This window comes from Pseudoalteromonas galatheae (assembly GCF_005886105.2).
Taxonomy (GTDB): domain Bacteria; phylum Pseudomonadota; class Gammaproteobacteria; order Enterobacterales; family Alteromonadaceae; genus Pseudoalteromonas; species Pseudoalteromonas galatheae.
In genome coordinates this window covers 3,551,429-3,569,879 of the sequence record NZ_PNCO02000001.1, presented here as the reverse complement: position 1 = coordinate 3,569,879, position 18,451 = coordinate 3,551,429, and the positions used below count along the sequence as shown (strand labels likewise).

12 protein-coding genes and 1 pseudogene are annotated in these 18,451 nt (G+C 43.7%); 9 read left to right on the top strand and 4 right to left on the bottom strand.

What is annotated here, in order from left to right:
• Positions 1-181: 181 nt before the first annotated feature.
• Positions 182-796, top strand: a complete 615-nt coding sequence (locus CWC29_RS15930) for a PQ-loop repeat-containing protein (RefSeq protein WP_128727300.1) — start codon at positions 182-184, stop codon at positions 794-796.
• Between the two features lie 88 nt (positions 797-884).
• Here the strand turns inward: CWC29_RS15930 and CWC29_RS15925 are convergent.
• Positions 885-1,186: pseudogene (locus tag CWC29_RS15925) on the bottom strand (hypothetical protein); the annotation flags it as partial.
• Positions 1,187-1,505: 319 nt separating this feature from the next.
• On the opposite strand from CWC29_RS15925, the gene CWC29_RS15920 reads away from it, so the two are divergent.
• The 7 genes from CWC29_RS15920 (at position 1,506) to CWC29_RS15890 (ending at position 15,006) form a co-directional block, all read left to right on the top strand.
• Positions 1,506-2,747 carry an efflux RND transporter periplasmic adaptor subunit gene (locus CWC29_RS15920; protein WP_128727301.1) on the top strand — a complete coding sequence of 414 codons (1,242 nt, stop codon included), beginning with the start codon at positions 1,506-1,508 and terminating at the stop codon, positions 2,745-2,747.
• 10 nt (positions 2,748-2,757) lie between these two features.
• Positions 2,758-3,462 carry an ABC transporter ATP-binding protein gene (locus CWC29_RS15915; protein ID WP_128727302.1) on the top strand — a complete coding sequence of 235 codons (705 nt, stop codon included), beginning with the start codon at positions 2,758-2,760 and terminating at the stop codon, positions 3,460-3,462.
• A gap of 10 nt (positions 3,463-3,472) precedes the next feature.
• Positions 3,473-5,854 carry an ABC transporter permease gene (locus tag CWC29_RS15910; protein WP_138522440.1) on the top strand — a complete coding sequence of 794 codons (2,382 nt, stop codon included), beginning with the start codon at positions 3,473-3,475 and terminating at the stop codon, positions 5,852-5,854.
• Positions 5,855-5,859: 5 nt separating this feature from the next.
• The gene (locus tag CWC29_RS15905) at positions 5,860-8,235 is read left to right on the top strand and encodes an ABC transporter permease (protein ID WP_235956593.1); all 2,376 of its coding nucleotides are present in this window, start codon (positions 5,860-5,862) and stop codon (positions 8,233-8,235) included.
• 242 nt (positions 8,236-8,477) lie between these two features.
• Complete coding sequence (locus CWC29_RS15900; protein WP_128727304.1) at positions 8,478-9,644, top strand: efflux RND transporter periplasmic adaptor subunit; 1,167 nt, start codon at positions 8,478-8,480, stop codon at positions 9,642-9,644.
• A 15-nt stretch (positions 9,645-9,659) separates the two neighbouring features.
• Positions 9,660-12,812: an efflux RND transporter permease subunit gene (locus CWC29_RS15895; protein ID WP_138522438.1), complete on the top strand. Its 3,153-nt coding sequence runs from the start codon at positions 9,660-9,662 to the stop codon at positions 12,810-12,812.
• 130 nt (positions 12,813-12,942) lie between these two features.
• Positions 12,943-15,006: a S9 family peptidase gene (locus CWC29_RS15890; RefSeq protein WP_138522436.1), complete on the top strand. Its 2,064-nt coding sequence runs from the start codon at positions 12,943-12,945 to the stop codon at positions 15,004-15,006.
• A 438-nt stretch (positions 15,007-15,444) separates the two neighbouring features.
• Here CWC29_RS15890 and CWC29_RS15885 read toward each other — a convergent pair whose 3' ends face one another.
• Positions 15,445-15,918: a Dps family protein gene (locus CWC29_RS15885; protein WP_010376518.1), complete on the bottom strand. Its 474-nt coding sequence runs from the start codon at positions 15,916-15,918 to the stop codon at positions 15,445-15,447.
• A 404-nt stretch (positions 15,919-16,322) separates the two neighbouring features.
• Here CWC29_RS15885 and CWC29_RS15880 point away from each other — a divergent pair, with 404 nt between their 5' ends.
• Entirely contained in the window at positions 16,323-16,532 is a 210-nt protein-coding gene (locus CWC29_RS15880; RefSeq protein WP_128727307.1) for a hypothetical protein, read from the top strand.
• Here CWC29_RS15880 and CWC29_RS15875 read toward each other — a convergent pair.
• Together CWC29_RS15875 and CWC29_RS15870 are read right to left on the bottom strand one after the other, a co-directional pair.
• On the bottom strand, positions 16,529-17,170 hold the full coding sequence (locus CWC29_RS15875) for an alpha/beta fold hydrolase (RefSeq protein WP_128727308.1): 642 nt from the start codon (positions 17,168-17,170) through the stop codon (positions 16,529-16,531). The two genes, CWC29_RS15880 and CWC29_RS15875, sit on opposite strands and share 4 nt — an antisense overlap.
• Positions 17,171-17,290: 120 nt before the next feature.
• The gene (locus CWC29_RS15870) at positions 17,291-18,451 is read right to left on the bottom strand and encodes a porin (RefSeq protein WP_138522548.1); all 1,161 of its coding nucleotides are present in this window, start codon (positions 18,449-18,451) and stop codon (positions 17,291-17,293) included.

Sequence of the window (18,451 nt, the reverse complement as noted above, 5' to 3'; positions counted from 1 at the left end):
GTATTTGAGCATTGCCAAGAGGTGGAAAATAGATTCTATAGGTTATGTTGTATTTTTATGTTTAGCTCTTAAAATGCGCGCCTTCAAAAATAAAAACCTTAAAAATCATTATTTTACAATGTATCTTTAAGGGGTTTACAGCACCTTAACTTAGCAACAATTTAGACATTTGGAGTTGGCATTGAGCGAATATTTACCGATCGTTTCTTCTTTCGTTTTGGTTTTAAGCTTTGTTCCTTTGATTAGGAAGATCCGTAAAAATCGCAGTGTATCAGGTGTCTCACTGTTAATGATGAGTTTTGGTGTTGCACAAAGCTCTTATTTTATTGCCTATAACATTTTCTTTGAACGCTTTTTCATGGTGCTGCCTTTCGCGATTACCGGTTCTTTAAGCGCACTTATTTTATATTATTTTATTCGGTACAACGCAAGCTCGAAGCAACGCAATCAATTAGCACTCTTGCTTGGTTTGTCGACGCTTCCACTTGTGCTTTTATTGGTTAAGGACATCGAAGCTGCTGCGTTGCTAAATGCGTTAACTTACTTAGGACTAGTGATGAGTTCAATTCGAGTGATGCCACAAACCTATAAAACGATTAAAAGCGGTGATGTTTCTAACTTAAGCGCAAGATATTTCTCGCTACAGTTTTTAGCGGGAGGAATTGGGTTGGCTGCGGAGCTGAGTCTTGGTCATGTTAGCGTAGCTCATGTGCTGATGTTTGTGATGATTTTACTGACTAATGCCGCACAGTTAGGTTGTATTCAGTACTATCGCTCTAAGCCTGCTTTAGCTTAGCGATATAGACAGACAAAATAAGGGCTAGCAAATTACTAGCCCTTAAAGTTTTCATTCATTTCACTCGTATCATACAAGAACTGTTGAGTTACGCTTCTAACGCTTTTGTGAGCAGACGATCGATATACGCTTTATGTGGCTTAGTGGCCTGAACGGCACCCTAAGCTGTGCTTGTATCCAAAATACTCTGCAGCTGGAATAACGCAGCGGCTTTTGCCAAATCGCCGTGTTTGCTTGCCTTTTTGTCATCCACACGCTTTCAAGGAGGCACTTGTGTGGTGGCCCACTTAGAAATAGCTTATCCGCTTTGAATAAAATTCTACCATCTTCGACCTTTTTTATTTCAATACTGGCGAGAACTGCTTCACTGATGTTGGCATCGCTTACGTTGGCGATGGTTTTTTCTTCTTCTTTGTTCTGTTTAGCAAAGCTTGTAGTGGGTGCGAGGGCGACACCTAATACCATTTTTTTCATGATGTTGACTCGGTGTACCCAAAACAACTGAACCTGTCAGAAGCTCAAGGCAAAACGAGTGTAACAACAGATAAGTTGTACTCACCGCAGTTACTCTCCGATCCCGGAGTGGGTATTCCGATTTCGAAATATAAGCTAGATCTTTCAACTTAAAATCTATTAAATAATTGAAAATTAAAGTTATTTAAAGTTGGCATTAATCTCGCTATTAATGTTTGGTCAATGAGGAGGGGAAATGGATCTAGTCAAACCAGCGAAGCCAAAAAAGACCACACATTATATTGTGGTTGCCTGTTTAATGGTGGTGATAGTTTTTTATCTGCTGTGGCAACAATGGACATCTCATACTAGTGTGATGCGCACAGAGATACTGGTAGCAGAGGTGAAACAAGGGCCGCTTACTTTGTCAGTGGATAGCTTTGGGGAATTACGTAGTGCCGAGCAGTTTTTATTAAACGCGCAAAGCGCGGCTATCGTTAAAACTATTCACCATAAAGCGGGTGCAATTGTGCATAAAGGCGACGTGATCGCCGAGCTTGTGAGCCCAGATCTTACGTTACAAGTTCAGCAAGCCAAACAAGCTTTGCGACAGTCGCGGGCCATAAAAGAGCAACTGTTACTGACTCAGCAAAGAGAGCTGCTAAATGAGCGAACACAGCTGATGCAAAAACAAGGTGCGCTTAAAACCTTAGTATTGCGTCACCGCGCGGAACAAAATCTCGCACAACAAGGCATTATTTCTGCACTGAATTTTGCCCAAACTGAAACCAGCTTGAGTACCTTGCAACATGAAATAACTCTACTAGAGCAGCAAACTGAACAGTTGCAAGCACTGCATGGTTCGGCCCTTACTCTTGCCAACGAGGAAATTAATATTCGTGAGCAAGAACTCAATAACTTACTAGAAAAGCAGCAACAATTAGAGGTTAGGGCTAGTACCTCAGGGATCCTTGAGCGCATGCCTTTAGCGCTTGGGCAGCAACTTAATATTGGCGATGAGATGGCATTAATCGGCTCTAACCAGTCGTTGATGGCGGTATTATCTGTGCCGCAGTCCCAAGTGCGTTGGGTTGAAACAGGCCAAGACGTTATGGTGAAGATGCAGGCCAATATCATAAAAGGTAAAGTACTCCGAGTTGACCCTGTGGTGACAAACAATAGTGTGGAAGTTGAGGTGAGTTTACCAAATACACTACCAAAGCAGGCACGCTCGCAGCTGAGTATCTCCGCCAGTATTGCCATTAAGCACCTTACCAATGCCACTTATGTACAGCGTCCCGCCAATGCTAAAGACAATCAAACACAGACTTTCTTTGCGCTGACTAGTGATGAAACCGCAAAGCCGGTGGAAATCACCTTTGGTGCTTCAACTGGGAAATATATTGTTATAAATTCTGGCGTTGAAGCCGGGAGACGATTAATCATTTCTGATCTAGCCTACCTTGCCAGTCTAGATGAGACAATCTTATTAAAGTAGGAATATCAAAATGATAGTGCTTAAAAATATTAATAAAGTGTTCGAAACCGAAGAGCTACAAACACATGCACTGAGAAATATTTCACTGGAAATAGCAAAAGGCGATTTTATTTCGATCTCTGGTCCCTCTGGTTGTGGTAAATCTACTTTATTATCCATCATTGGTTTAATTGACCAAGCAACAAGTGGTAGTTATACGATTGGTGCTCATGATGTGACAACGCTGACGCTTGATCAGGCTGCTGAGCTTCGTAATGAACACATTGGGTTTGTCTTTCAGGCTTTTAATCTCATTGATGAAATTTCGGTATTCGATAATGTCGCTTTACCCCTAAAGTACCGTCCTGAGAAGTTGAGTAAGGCAGAAGTAAAGCTGCGAGTCGAGTCTTGTTTACAAAAGGTTGGGCTGTCGCATCGCGTTCAACACAAGCCTAATCAGTTATCAGGCGGGCAGCAGCAACGTGTCGCCATTGCTCGTGCTTTGGTGACCGATCCAAGCATTTTACTGGTAGATGAACCAACTGGTAACTTAGATTCGAAAAGTGGCGATCAGGTAATGCAATTGATTGCTGAATTGCATCAGCAAGGCACTACCGTTTGTATGGTGACGCACGATCCTCGTTATGCCGATATGGCTCCAAGGCAGGTGAAGTTGTTTGATGGCGAGCTGTTAGGTACCGTCGCTTCTGCTCCACCTGTTAGTTTACGCGCATAGAGAGGGTGTCATGCAAGTGTTCAACTTAGGCCGAGTAAATATCTATCATGTTAGTGTTGTGACTACGCTGAGCTGCGTATTCGTTGTGATGCTTGTCGCAATGGGGATGTTACATAGCTTGTATTTCTCACCTTTGCCGTATTCAAACGCAGAACGTATTGTAAAGCTTGAATACCCAATGTTTGATGAAAATGGCAACGAGAGCAGCGAAGCCTTTAACTACCCATCATTAATGCATTTATACGAGCATAAACCTGTGACAATGGAGCAGTTGGCTATGGTGCATTATGCTGAGCAATTGCTAACTTCGGATGCCGATGCACCACAGGTTGAATCGGCTTATGTCTCGCCCGAGTGGTTTAGTATTTTTGATATGCCGCTTGCGATGGGCCGGGTTGTTACTGAACCCGTAAATGAGAGCAGCCCTGTCGCTGTGCTTAGCTATCAAGCTTGGCAAAGTCACTTCAATGGTGACCCCGATATTTTAAATAAAACGCTGCGTCTGGATGAGCGAGAGTTTACAATTGTCGGTGTCGCAGCAGAGCAATTTTATGAGCCCAACTTAAAAAAGCTCACACACAACACTGCGGTTTGGCTACCTTGGCAATATAACCTAACTTTAGAGGAAGCAAAGCCGTACTGGTGGAACCGCTACGCGGTTAATTTGATGGTGGGTAAACTGGCTACAGGTGTGAAGCATGCACAAGTTAGCCTCTCACTTTCAAACGAAATGAACACACTTTGGCGTAGCAAAGTGAGCGACAGTGAGTACTTTGCGAAATGGCATATTGGCATTCGCGCGGTGCCGTTAAAATCAATTATACTCGGTAAATCCCCCTTATTGTTGTTTGGGGTGTTTGTGGTATCGCTCGGCTTACTTGGTATAGCGCTATTAAATATTAGTAATTTATATCTTGCAAGGCTCAGCCAGATCCAGCGCAGGTTGGCAATTCAAGCGGTGGTGGGAGCAAAAATAAGAGATATTGCGCTGATGCAATGGTTACCATTGCTAGCACTTTGCTCAGTATCACTCGTGGTTGCAATTGGCGCGTCTTATGTTATTTGCCAATGGCTACAGACAAAACTCGTTGGACTGTTGCCGCAAGCGCAGCTGATAGCACTAACTTGGCAAAGTGTGCTCGCATTAGCACTGGTCGCTTTATTGGCTAGCTGTTTATTGTTGCTAGGTGGAATGTCAGCAATACGCTTTCGCCACTTAACGCAAATGCTAAAACAAAGTGGCAAGGGCACAGCTGTTGTTATGAGTTCGCGAGTGCAACGGATCATGGCAGTGAGTCAGTTAAGTATCTCTATTACCTTGATATTCTTTTGCTTTAATGTTGGTGTTTCTGCCATATCTCATCTCAAAAGTGCTTATGCAGTAGATCTCAAGAATAAATACGAAGTCACGCTCTATGCTCCTGATACAATGCCGAGAGACGAGTACGAAGAGATAATGCGTCAAGCCAGTGAGGTTTTGGCAAATACTGCAGAAGTAATTGCGGTAAGTCGAAGTCGCTCACCTATTGGACAGAGTGTTGACACTTGGTCATTGCAAGAGGTTGAGACGCTCAAACGAGTGCACCCTGTTGGTCGAGTAGTGGATAGTAGCTATCTCGAATTTTTCTCTTTGCCATTACTACAAGGGCAGTTTTTCGATAGTGAAGCAGTGCGTCGAGGCGATCAGCAGCTAATTATCAATAAAACTTTTGCTGAGCAGCTAGGTGGAGAGGAAAAGGCGCTAGGCAAACGCTTGAGTTTTGACATTACAGACGAAGATGCGGCATTTGAAGTTATTGGTGTTGTGGCCGATTTAGCTGTGCCGGGTGAGCCCGTATTACCCTATGTTTATCGAGCAGTACAAGGCAATAGGACAGCGTTAATAAAGACTCAGCAGCCGGTTACTAAATCCCATTTCGCCGAGCTGCTAGCTCAGGTTCATCCTGCATTGAAAATCTTTAGTTTTAAATCACTTGCAGCGCAGCGTGAGCAATACCTGTTGACTGATACTTTGGTCACCTACGGGGCACTATTTATACTTGCACTGGCGTTGCTGCTGGTTGTTGTTGGTTTAATCGGCGTGTTCCGATATAGCCAGTCACTTAAAGTTGTCCATTATGGTACAAAGATGGTTATGGGTGCCAAACACAGCGATCTAACTCAAGAGGATCTTATCACCCACTTTAAGCACATAGGTATCGCGTTAATTATCGCCCTGATGGGCTGTTTATTATTATCGCCGTACTTTCAGCAAACATTTAATGTGGCAGAGTTTTCGGTTGCGGCTGCGGGGATAGTGTTGGTGTCGAGTGTGTGTTTATACTTTTCACTGCAACAAATACTGCGCAGACCACTCAATGCGTTGATCAATCCTTCTGAGTTAGAGAAGTGATAAGTATGACATTATGGCGTACGTTATTGGGGCGGCTTTGGCATAGTCTTCGACAAAATCTGATGTTAGTTGCGTTATTGGGCAGCGCTTTCGCCGCGATGCTAATGAGTATTGGCTTATCATGGCAGGCTTATCAGCCGCTACCTTATCCGCAAAGCGATAAACTCTTTTGGCTACAGGGTGATATGTTAGATGAACATGACAAGACGATCATGGAAAATGCGATTTCCACACCCGTTGCTTGGCAGTTAGCTCAAGACAAACAGTTGTTTGATAAAGCCTCCGCGGTATTTTATAGCCATAGCTTATTGCGTGGCTCAGTGGTTGAGCCAAGGGTCGAGACAACTTATGTCAGTGATGATTTCTTTTCACTCTTTGATATTACTTTAAAGGAAGGGCGGTGGTTTTCCCAAAGTGATGTTCTTGGTACAGCACCTAATGAAATTGTTGTGACAGAGTGCTTTGTGCAGCAACATTTTCCTGATGAAAACATGATAGAACAGAGCATTCAACTTGATGAGCGTCGTTATACCGTGGTGGGAGTGGCCGCGTGCGACGAGTCCGAACCGCAATTATATCAATCTAACCGGATGAGTGAGGTATTTTTGCCATTCGCCCTTATGATGGGTGACCGTATTACGGGTATGGATCATTTGGCGGTAAGAAGCGACTTATTTCTTGTAGGTCGTATAAAGCAAGGCAATGTACAGGCGCAATTAACGCTTTTACAAACACAGTTTCAAGCTGTATTTGAGCAAGCTCAGTTAGAACAAGCGATATCTGGTCGTGCGACGCTCAAATTTTCGTTGTTACCACTTGCAGATAAACTAAAAGGGCAGCTAAGAACAACGACGCAATGGTTAGCATTTGCAGGCGTTGGGCTACTTATCATTACCTTAGTGAATGCATTTTCACTCTACTTGTTAGATTTTAAATCCAAACAAAACCAGCTGGCACTGGCGATTGTACTCGGTGCTAAGCGCGGCAATCTGCAACTAGAGCAGTGGTGTTATATTGCCTTAATTTTTTTATTTGCGTCATTGGTTGCCATAGGGATAGCGAAAGCTGGCGTTTGGCTAATGCAGTTTTGGGCAAAGGAGGCTTTAGCACACGTAGTTTGGCTAACGTTGCCTTGGTGGAGCTTCTTGTTGGTGGTTGTCTTTGCTCAACTCTGTGCACTGGTGTTTGTAAAACTTGCAATGTCTCAGGTGTCGTTTAAGGATATTCGTAGTCAATTAAGTGGCTCAGGAAAAGGACAGGTCAAACAATTACCTAAGTCAATGAGTCAAGCCTTACTCGGATTGCAAATTGGTGTGGGTATAGTCACAATGAGCTTTGCATTTTGGCTATTGAGTTACTTTGGTGGGCAGCTAAATACATCAAGTGGTTTTAACTCAAATAACCTTTATTTTGTTGAGTTACAGCAAAGTAACTACGAACGCAGCTCAGATGCTATTCAAGCAAGATATAATCAAGCGATGATAAATTTGTCGGCGCTTAGACAACACCCAAGTGTCGAGAGTGCTGCTCTGGCTGGCGTATTACCTCATGAGTTTGTATTTCTGGAGTCGCTGAGCCTAGTTGATGATGGCAGCGACTCAGTCGTCGCTTATTTACAGCTCAGTGGGCCAAGTTACTTTAGCACTTCAGGCCAAAGATTTATTGCTGGTGGCGGATTCTCTGAGGATGGCTTAGCTATCAATAGTTCGGGAAAAAAAGTGGTGCTCAATCAGCTTTTAGCACAGCGCCTTGGCGTGACTGCGGCAGATATCGGCATGACCATCTACGACAAAAACCAGCGCCCTATTACCCTTGTGGGCATTGTTGAAAATACCTTCAGCCATACCTCCCAAGCACAAGCCTTGGCTTATCTACCTTTTAATTTTATTAGTGGAAATATTTTGGTGCGGGCCAAAGTGGGGGAGAAACTAGACTTGCATACGATTACTGCTTTGTACAAACAGCAAAACCCAAGCCAATCGATCTTAAAGCTCGTTGATATCAAGTTGCGGATGCAGCAACTCAATAAAGCAGCCATGCTGAGCTTTTTAGCAGGGCTGGTGATCGCACTGATGATGTTAATACAGGTAGTTGCAGGTATGTATGGTTTGCTCGGTTATCTTGCGATATTGAGTGCGCCAATTTTTAATATCAAACGTCTAGTCGGCGCTAAGACTATTGATATTTTGATAGAGCAATGCCAAAACCGAGTATCTATTATCGCGGTGGCTGTTGTTATTGCCGTGTGTTTCTCTCTAGTGATGGCGAGTATATTTGGCATTTTGAGTGGGCAGCTTGGGATCTATTTATTGCTGGCCGTCGTATTAATAGGGAGTTTTATTTTAGCGCTTGAGTTTCATCATGTAGCAAAGCAGATCTAGTCGATGATTGTGACAAAAAATCAAAGAAGTTGTTATGTATCTTGCAAAAGCCATACTTGAAAAGGTCTTTATATATCAATCTCGTAAATGTTTAATTGTTTGAAATTACTTAATAATTTTTGATGCTTTAGCGTGACTATAAATAGATGTTCTACAGGTGTAACAGATTCTTACAAATGTCACATCCGAGAACGCAATAAACTTGCTACTATACGGTCAGAAAATTATCAATAGGTATTGTCATGCAAGCTAAAATTCTAAAATGGATTCTACCCTTTACCGTGCTTATAGTGGGTGTTGTTGGATTTAAGGTCATCAATGCAGTGGCTAAAAGTGAACCAGAGAAGCAGGAAGTCGATTCTCGCCCTGTTGTTGAAGTTGAAACAATCACTGCGCAAGATCACCAAGTGGTGATCCAAAGTTATGGCGAAGTAAAACCGCTAGAGAGCACGCAGCTTTCTATTCAGGTCTCGGGCGAGGTTGAATACTGGCACCCTAACTTTGTCGAAGGTGGGCTGGTACAAAAAGGCGAGGTGCTGCTTCGCATTGAGCAAGATAACTACGAAGCTGCATTGCTCCAAGCGGAAGCTGAACTTGCAAGGGCCGAAGCGCAGCTTATTGAAGAGCAAGCACAAGCTGACGTTGCTGCTGATGAAGCAAGAAGGTTTCCAAATAAAAAGCACACCGACCTATTTTTGCGTAAACCGCAAGTCATGAGTGCCAAAGCCTCAGTAAAATCTGCAAAAGCCGCATTACAGCGTGCAAAACGAGATCTAGAAAACTGTGAAGTGATTGCACCTTACAATGCGTTGGTGGTGAAAAAAGACGTTGGTCTTGGCCAGTTTGTTTCCATGGGTAGCTCTGTCGGTACTGTCAATAACATCGAAACTGCAGAAGTCATTATTCCTATCGCGGGTTTTGATTCTGTTTTTCTACCTGAGCGAGTATCAGGGCTTGCTGCCACGGTTTATCAGCGTGGCGTGAATGCCTTTACTCGTGAAGCGGTAATTGATAGAGACCTAGGTACTGTTGACCAACAAACTCGCATGAACAACCTAGTGGTACGTATTAACGACCCGTACGGTCTCACAACGCGTCAGCCAGCGATAAAATATGGTACGTATGTACAAGTTAGCTTTGCGGGTAAAACGTTAAAACAAATCTACCGCCTACCTCAAGATATCGTGAATAATCAGTCGGTTTGGTTGCTTAATCAAGATAACCAGCTTGAGCCACGTAAAGTGCAAGTTATCCGCGAAGAGGGTGAGTTCTTTCTAATTGGTGATGGCATCACAAGTCGCGATAAAGTGGTCATGACACCACCTGAATATCCACAAAAAGGCATGGAAGTTAAAGTTGCTGGCACGGACTCGTCATCAAAGCCAAGTAGTCAGCCGGAAAAGCTGTAACAGCAAGGAGCGACCATGAGTGATATAGAAAAAACATCGCAGCGCGGTATTATCGCCTATTTTGCGAATAATACGGTAGCAGCGAACTTGTTGATGGTCTTCATACTGATAATGGGTTTTATCAGTTATATGACTATCCAAAGACAAATGTTTCCAAACTTTGAGATCAATTATGTGACGGTGTCAGCCGTATATCCTGGCGCGTCTCCTCAAGAAATTGAAGAGGGGATCTTGATCAAAATTGAAGAAGCATTAAAAGACGTTACAGAAATCAAAAAAGGGGTTTACCGTGCCGCTAGAGGCAGCGGTAGTGCGCAACTTGAAATCTATAAAGATGAAGACTTAACGGAAGTCGAAGATAAAATTCGCTCGCGTGTGAATAGTATCGCGACCTTCCCAGCGTCCATGGAGCCTGTGCAGGTTCAGCTTATAGAGTTTCGTCAAGACGTAGTGAACATTGCGCTTGCAGGTAATCTACCGTTGAATGCGCTCAAGCCAATTGCTAAAGAAATTGAGGATGAGTTACTAGAAATTCCGGTGATATCACTGGTTGACCGCTCCACCCCTGACTACGAGATTGGTATTGAAGTAGATCCAGATGCTCTGCGACGTTACAACCTAACCATTAGTGATGTGAGCAATGCAATTAGACGTTATTCGACCAACATTTCAGCAGGTCAGATAAGGACGGAATCAGGCATTATTGCCGTGCGTGTTGAAAACCAAATGTACCGCGGTAATGAGTTTAGAAACATCCCTGTTAAGGTCGGCGATAACGGCGCGAAAATTTACCTTCAAGACATTGCAGAAATCAAAGATGGCCTAACTGAAGGTGAATACTATTTTCGTTTGAACGGTGAAAATGCGGTATTTTTAGCGGTTAAAGCGACCAAAGACCAAAACATGATCCCTATCGCTCAGGCGGTACATCAGTATATCGAAAAGAAAAATGCTGAATTACCAGCAGGCTTAAGATTAGAACCAATCGTTGATATGACGTACTACCTAAATGCTCGACTCGAAATGATGAAGAGCAATATGATCCAAGGTGCGTTACTGGTTGCCATCATGCTAACTATTTTCCTGCGTTTTAAACTCGCGCTTTGGGTAATGATTGGTCTGCCTGTTTGTTTCCTTGGCGCGTTCTTGTTTATGCCCGCACTTGGAATCAGCATTAATATTGTATCGCTGTTCGCCTTTATCATGGTGCTTGGGATCGTGGTAGACGATGCCATTGTCATAGGGGAAGCCGCTTACTCCGAAATTGAACGTAAAGGTCACAGTGTTAAAAATGTAGTGATCGGCGCTAAGCGTGTTGCAACGCCAGCAACCTTTGGTGTATTAACAACCATTGCGGTGTTTGCACCTATGTTGTTCTCATCAGGTCCAGAGAGCGCATTCTTTAAGTCAATTTCGGGCGTTATCATCTTATGTCTGGTGTTTAGTTTGATTGAATCAAAATGGATTTTACCAGCGCATATTGCCCACACTAAGATTAAACCACTGCGCCCAAACAGTCGTCGTGCTGCATTTAACAAGAAGTTCTTCGCCTTTGTTAATGGACCATACAGACGCTTTATTCAGCGCTGTGTCGAATGGCGATGGACGGTGTTTTTAAGCTTTGTAGCAATGTTGATATTTAGCTTAAGTTTGGTGACCTCTAATCTTGTACGTTTTATTCCTTTCCCCAAGGTGCCAGAGGACTATCCGAGAATTGAAGTTACTATGAACGATAATGTTTCGGATGAGCAAACCATTGCGGCAATGCAGTCGATCGAGTTAATGATGCACCATGTTGATAAAAACATTATGCAAGAATTCGGTCAAGGCATGATTAAGGATATATATTCTTGGAACGAAAGTCGCACGAAGGGCTTGGTATTATCAACGCTTGTTGATGAAGATTTAAGACCGTTTACCGCTTTTGAACTTGCGCGTCGTTGGCGTGAAGCAATGCCAGAGATCACTGCGGTGAAGTCAATCATTGTGTATGACAGTGTTGGCAATGAGGGCGGCGGTGAAGGCGAGTTTGGCTATCGCTTATTAGGCTCAGATATCGAGACTCTGAATGCGGCGGGCAGACAGCTTATTTCTATGCTTCAACAGCAACCTGGGTTATTTGATATCAGCTCGAGTATTGACCCTGCGAGTAAAGAAATGCAGATTGCGCTCAAACCAGTGGCGTATGAGCTAGGTTTGCAACTGGCTGATGTTGCTATTCAGGTTGGTAATAGCTTCTACGGTGGTGAAGCGCAGCGGGTTATTCGTGATGGTGAAGAGATCAAAGTGATGGTGCGTTATCCTGAACTAGATCGTAAAGCCTTGGCTTCACTTAAGCGTACTATCATCACTACGCCAAAAGGCAAAGAAGTGATGCTAGGCGACGTCGTAGAGTTTACCGAGAAACCGGGTATCAATTATATTCGTCGTGAAGATGGCTTTAGAACGGTATACGTATACGGTAGCATCGATGAAGAGCTGATTGAACCTGATGCGGTGGTTAAGAATATTGAAGAAAATATCTTACCAGAACTACTTAAGCAGTTCCCAGGCGTAAAAACTAAGCTGGGTGGTAGTGTGGAAGAGCGCCAAGCACAAACCAGTGAGCAGATCTTATTCTTTGCAGCTGGTATGTTGATGGTTTATATCTTATTGGCTGTACCGCTCAAGAGCTATGCGCAACCACTTATCGTGATGTCAGTAATCCCATTTAGCTTAGTCGGTGCGCTATGGGGTCACTTAGTGTTTGGCTTAGATATGAGTACTATGTCTATGTTCGGGTTAGTAGCCGCAGCAGGTGTTGTGATTAATGACTCCTTGGTAATGACGGACTATATCAACCAAGCACGTGCCGAAGGCGTTAAGCTTAAAGAGGCGGTTATTGAAGCGGGCTGTGCACGCTTTAGGGCAATCACGCTAACCTCTATTACGACGTTTGCTGGTGTCATGCCAATCATCTTTGAAACAAGCCTACAAGCAAGGTTTGTTATTCCGATGGCGGTATCACTTGGATTTGCCGTGTTATTCGCAACGCTTATCACGCTTGTGTTAGTGCCAGCCCTATACATTATCTTAACCGATGTGCAGGGGGCAGGTTCACGCTTAAAAGCGAAGATCAGACGCAAGCCTAAGTCTGACGATAATCAATTAGAGGAAGCGGAAGCCTAGAAACTCCCGTTTACACTAAACAATGCAAAGGTCGCGCAATCATGTTCGGCCTTTTTCTTTGCGCGCTGGTGTGGCACTTGAATCATGATACACTGGTGAAAAATAACGAATTTAGGATGACTACTTGGTGATGGAAAAAACTCAACCGCTAGCCAGAAAGCAGCCGAAATCCTTGCTGCATCATAATCATGAGCGTATCGATAACTACTACTGGATGCGTGATGACGAGCGTAAAAATGCCGACGTATTGGCACATCTAAAAGCAGAGAATGATTACTGTGAAGCGCAAATGGCGCCTCACCAAGCGCTGCAAACCCAGCTGTTTGAAGAAATGAAAGGTCGTATTGTAAAAGACGATAGCTCGGTGCCTGCAAAAGATGGCAACTATTGGTATGTAAGTGAAGTGAGTGGTGATGATGAATATGCTAAGTATTATCGCGCATCACAAGAAGATTTTACGGATAAAAAGCTACTGTTAGACATTAATCAGTTAGCCGCTGGCAACGAGTTTTACGACATCGGTGATATTACCGTAAGCCCAGATGAGCAATTGCTTGCCTATAGTGAAGATACCGATGGGCGTCGAATTTACACCATCAAGTTTCTTGATTTAAACACCAATACATTACTACAAGACGTGCTGTATAACACGGAAGGTCAGGTAATTTGGGCGAACGACAATAAAACCGTATTTTATGTCAAAAAAGACGAGCAAACGTTGCTCGGCTTCCAAGTGTATCGCCATGTATTGGGAACGCCACAAAGCGATGATATTTTGGTGTTTGAAGAGCAAGATCGCCAATTTTATATGGGATTGGGTAAAAGTCGTGATGAAAGTGCTATTTATATCTATCTTGCAGCGACGGAAACGAGCGATCAGTTAATCCTGGATGCAAACGACCCTTGCGGTGAGTTTAGCACCCTTATTCCAAGAGAAATTGGCCATGAATATGGTCTTGAAAAAATGGGAGAGTTCTTTTACATCCTGAGTAATAAGAATGCTAAAAACTTCCGTTTAATGCGTGCAACAGCGGCAACCGTTGGTGATGTTGAACAGTGGGAAGAGTTAGTTGCCCATCGCGACCATGTACTATTAGAAGGCTTGGAGCTTTTCAATAGTCACTTTGTGCTGACAGAGCGTGAACAAGGGCAGATCCGCTTTGTTGTTCATGATTATCAAGGGCAAAGCTACCACCTTGGATTTGATGATGCTTGTTACTTTGCCACGGTAGGAAATAATCCGGAGCCAAGTTCAAGTAATATTCGTATTCACTACTCGAGCATGACAACTCCAAGCTCAGTGTACGATTGTGATTTAACTACAGGTAAGAAAACGCTTAAAAAGCAGCAGCAAGTTTTAGGTGATTTTAAGCCTGAATATTATCACTCTGAACGTCTGCATATTACCGCAAGAGATGGCGTTAAAGTCCCTGTATCTTTGGTGTATCGCAAAGATAAGTTTAACCAAGACGGTAGCAATCCATTATTGCAGTATGGTTATGGTTCTTATGGTATTACTATCGATCCTAACTTCTCTAGTCAAATTCTAAGCCTATTAGATAGAGGATTTGTATACGCGATTGCGCATATTCGAGGTTCTGAGATGCTTGGCCGTGAATGGTATGAGCACGGCAAAAAAGCCCATAAGCAAAATACCTTCAACGATTTTATTGATGTTACCAAAGCCTTGGTTGAACAGGGCTACGGCCATAAAGACAAAGTGTTTGCATCAGGTGGAAGTGCAGGCGGCCTGTTAATGGGTGCAATTGCAAACCAAGCTCCAGAGCTGTATTTAGGGTTAGGCTGCCATGTGCCTTTCTTGGATGTGTTAACTACCATGTTGGATGAGTCAATCCCATTGACCACCAACGAGTATGATGAATGGGGTAATCCGAATAATGAAGCGGACTACCAGACTATTTTAGCATATTCACCGTATGACAATATTGAAGCCAAAGCCTATCCAAATATTCTTGTGACCACAGGTCTGCATGACTCGCAAGTGCAGTATTGGGAGCCCATGAAGTGGGTTGCTAAGCTTAGAGAATATAAAACGGATGATAACGTACTGATTTTTAAAACCGACTTGGAAGCGGGTCACGGTGGGGCGTCAGGCAGGTTTAAAAGCCTGCATGAAAGAGCGCTAGAAATGGCATTCTTTATCAGCTTGTTGGATGGTAGGTCGGAGCTTTAGCTCGACTCGTACATCCCAGCTTTGGCTTGATAACAACGTTATAAAAGCTCGCGAGGTGAACTCGCTCCTACCAGAGGGAACCTAGGTAGGAGTTGGCCCAGCTTGTAGGTCGGAGCTTTAGCTCGACTCGCACATCCCAGCTTTGGCTTGATAACAACGTGATAAAAGCTCGCGAGGTGAACTCGCTCCTACTAGAGGGAACCTAGATAGGATCTGGCTCTGCTTGTAGGTCGTAGCTTTAGCTCGACTCGTACATCCCTGCTTTGGCTTGATAACAACGTTATAAAAGCTCGCGAGGTGAACTCGCTCCTACCAGAGGAAACCTAGGTAGGAGTTGGCCCAGCTTGTAGGTCGGAGCTTTAGCTCGATAACAACGTGGTAAAAGCTCGCGAGGTAAACTAGCCCCTACTCGGAAAACCCGCGTAGGGGCAAGCTATCTTAGTTTAAATACGCTTTAAGCATCCACACCAACTTTTCTTGCTCTTTGATGTAATCACTCATTAGCGCAGCTGTGCCTTCATCTTCGGCTTCGCCCGCCTGCGCTAGAATCTCACGCTGCATAGAAATAAGCGTTGTGTAACCATCAAGCAAAGTTTCTAGTGCTTGCGTACCATTGCTGATCCCTTTTGCTTCTTGAATTTTGCTGGTTTCCAAATAATCAGAAAACGCATGCAATGGGTTGCCTTCAATCGTCAAAATACGCTCTGCGATTTCGTCTACCTTCTCAAGTAATAGCGTATAAATTTCTTCAAATTTTAGGTGTAGTTCAAAAAACTCACGACCTTTGATGTTCCAGTGAAAACCGCGGGCATTCATATATTGAATTTGGTAGCTACTTAGTAGCGTATTAAGTGACGTTACCAGTGCTTGGCTCTTTGCTTTGTCTAAACCGATAGAATTAATGTTTGTCATGCGATGCTCCTTGTTGATTCACAGTCAGTATGGCGCAACCTTAGGTGATTGCCCAATGATTAAAATCAAAGCGTTTAATCGGAAAAATCAATGGTTAAAATCAAAACATATCAAATATTAATACAAGATGACGTTGGGATGAGCGCGTTAAAAAACAAGATGAAACCCCAAAAAGCGCTCAAAAATAACAAGGTGACATGAATACTTGGCAGGAATAAAGCTTGCCAACTTTTACCAAAATCTTACCAGAGCGCGTAGTTTTTGATCTAAGACAAGTGTTTAATCACGTTCGTATTTTGGCGGTTTGAAACCTTGATTTAGGTCAAAATATCACCGCACTGTAAGCGCATAATCATTTCATCAAGACACAAAAAACGCGGTGTCTACTACTTGAGGAAATGAGTATGAAAGGCAAAACACAATCAGAACATAAAATGGAACTCGTCGTCGTTGTTATCGCTCTAGTAGCATTTGTTGTTGGGCTAGTGGGTCACTTAGCTGGCGCAAGTATCGCAAACTCAGACACCTTTGGTTATATCGCTGCACCAGTGCCGCTAGTAGTTGGTTTGATCGCTGTGATTGCTTACAAAGTGGCTGCAAGCGCAGAGCACTAAGGCCTCTCTAACAGCTCGCAGATATAGTCCATTACCGCACGGGAATATATTAAGCTGGTATGGCTGAGATGAAATACTTTGTGCTCGGCCATGCCACTGAGCTTGGTTTCTTCTAACAACACAGTACCATCCGACTGGCTACCTTTTTGTAGTAGTGGCATTAGTCCAATGGGTAAGTCGCCGGCAATACTGTAAAGCTTGGCGTCGAAAGGCCAATCTTGATTGTTAGATAATAAAAATTCCACACTGTTTTTTAACAGTAGCTCCAGTCCTTTGTCGTGCATATGCTTGGCAATGGCACTGCCTTTATGTGGTGTCCCCAAGGTCACCACTTTTTTTACTTGCTTGCTCGTTGCAGAACCTCGCTCTAAATACGCCCTTGCAACTAAGCCCCCCATGGAGTGGCAAACGAGTGCGGCAGGGCGGTCGCCAACAAAAGTATCAATAGCGGCGCAAATCTCATCAATGTTTGGCGTTAACGTGTTATAGCTTAAATTGAGAATACGGTAGCCCGATTTACCTAAGCGAGCGCTAAGCGGCCGCATCACAAACCCAGACATGTACAAGCCATGTAGCACTACAATGCTTTCGATTTTGGCGCTCACGGTAATATTGAGTGGAATAGGAGAGTGGTTCATGCCGCCTCTTTAAACTTGAATACTTCTAAGCCTTGTGCGAGTGTACCACCCTCACTTGAATACTTGATGTATGAATCAAGTCAAATTGAAAAGTTATTATCTTAGAGCCAGTGATCTTGGCTAATCAAATTGCCACTCTTGCTTGTAATCGTACCTAAAGCCAATGGAAATGGAATCCATATCCACTTGATTATCAAAGGACTTGTTCAAATATTCCAAGTGCACTCTGAGCGGCGGTATTGGTAACCACTCAAGTGTAACATTGTAGCCATCAAAGCTCTGATTTAGCGGATCGTGACTGCCGTACCCGTCATCAAAATCAAAATATCCGGTCTTGAGCTTATAATGTTTTGCGAGTTGATAGGCCAGAGAAAGATCAAAGGTGTGGCCTTGTCGAGAATCAAGTGCGCTCACGCGTTGATAGTCTTTGTCCTGATAGGCCATGGCAGCGTAAAAGCGAGAGTTAAATTGATAGGCCAGTGCGCCAGACCAGAGTTGGTTTTCACCAATATGTTGCTCGTTATCGTACACATCGTTTTGTTGATAAGTAATTGCGGCATGTAAACCTGCGTTATCGTAACTTAATCCTGTGTTGAATAAATCCGTTTGATTATCACCTTTATCACCATTAAATTGGCCTGCGGCGATAAACGTCATTGGCCCCAATTCGTAGCGGTAAGTAACTAAATTATCAACGAAAAAAATACTCTCTGGATCGTAAGCAAATGGACTGCTGGCGTGATTAAAAATATCAACGTATTCGGCGATAAACAGATACTGTGCAGGTCTTTGCTTGCCGATACCAAATCGGCCATACGGCGTACCTAGCGCAGTATAAGCACGGCGCGATTTGCCAAAATTTCCCTCATTGGCGAGATCGATGCCCCATTCACCATGAAGTTCGGCCTGCCAGCCCGGCATAAATTCATGAGTCACTTTAATCCCTGCGTGGGATAAGGCGTCACGAACATCCCAGTTACTTTCGTCATCTTGGTTTATTACGCCAAATGTCGGGCGTATTGTGGCGTAGGCTTTGAGGGTGGTTGAGGGCTCGGTCAGTGGTTTTACGGGGTCACTTTGTGGTGTTGACTTTGCCACTGGAGCAGCGACCTTTAGGTCGCTATTTTGCGTCATAAATCGAGCTTTAAGCTCAGCCAATTGTCGCTCAAGATTTTCAATGTCGGCCATGGTGACAGGGCGATCGGCTGCCAAAACTGCTGAAGAAGTCAGTAAACAGGCTAGGCCAATCAGTGCGGTTGAGTTGCTCAAAGTAAAATTCAT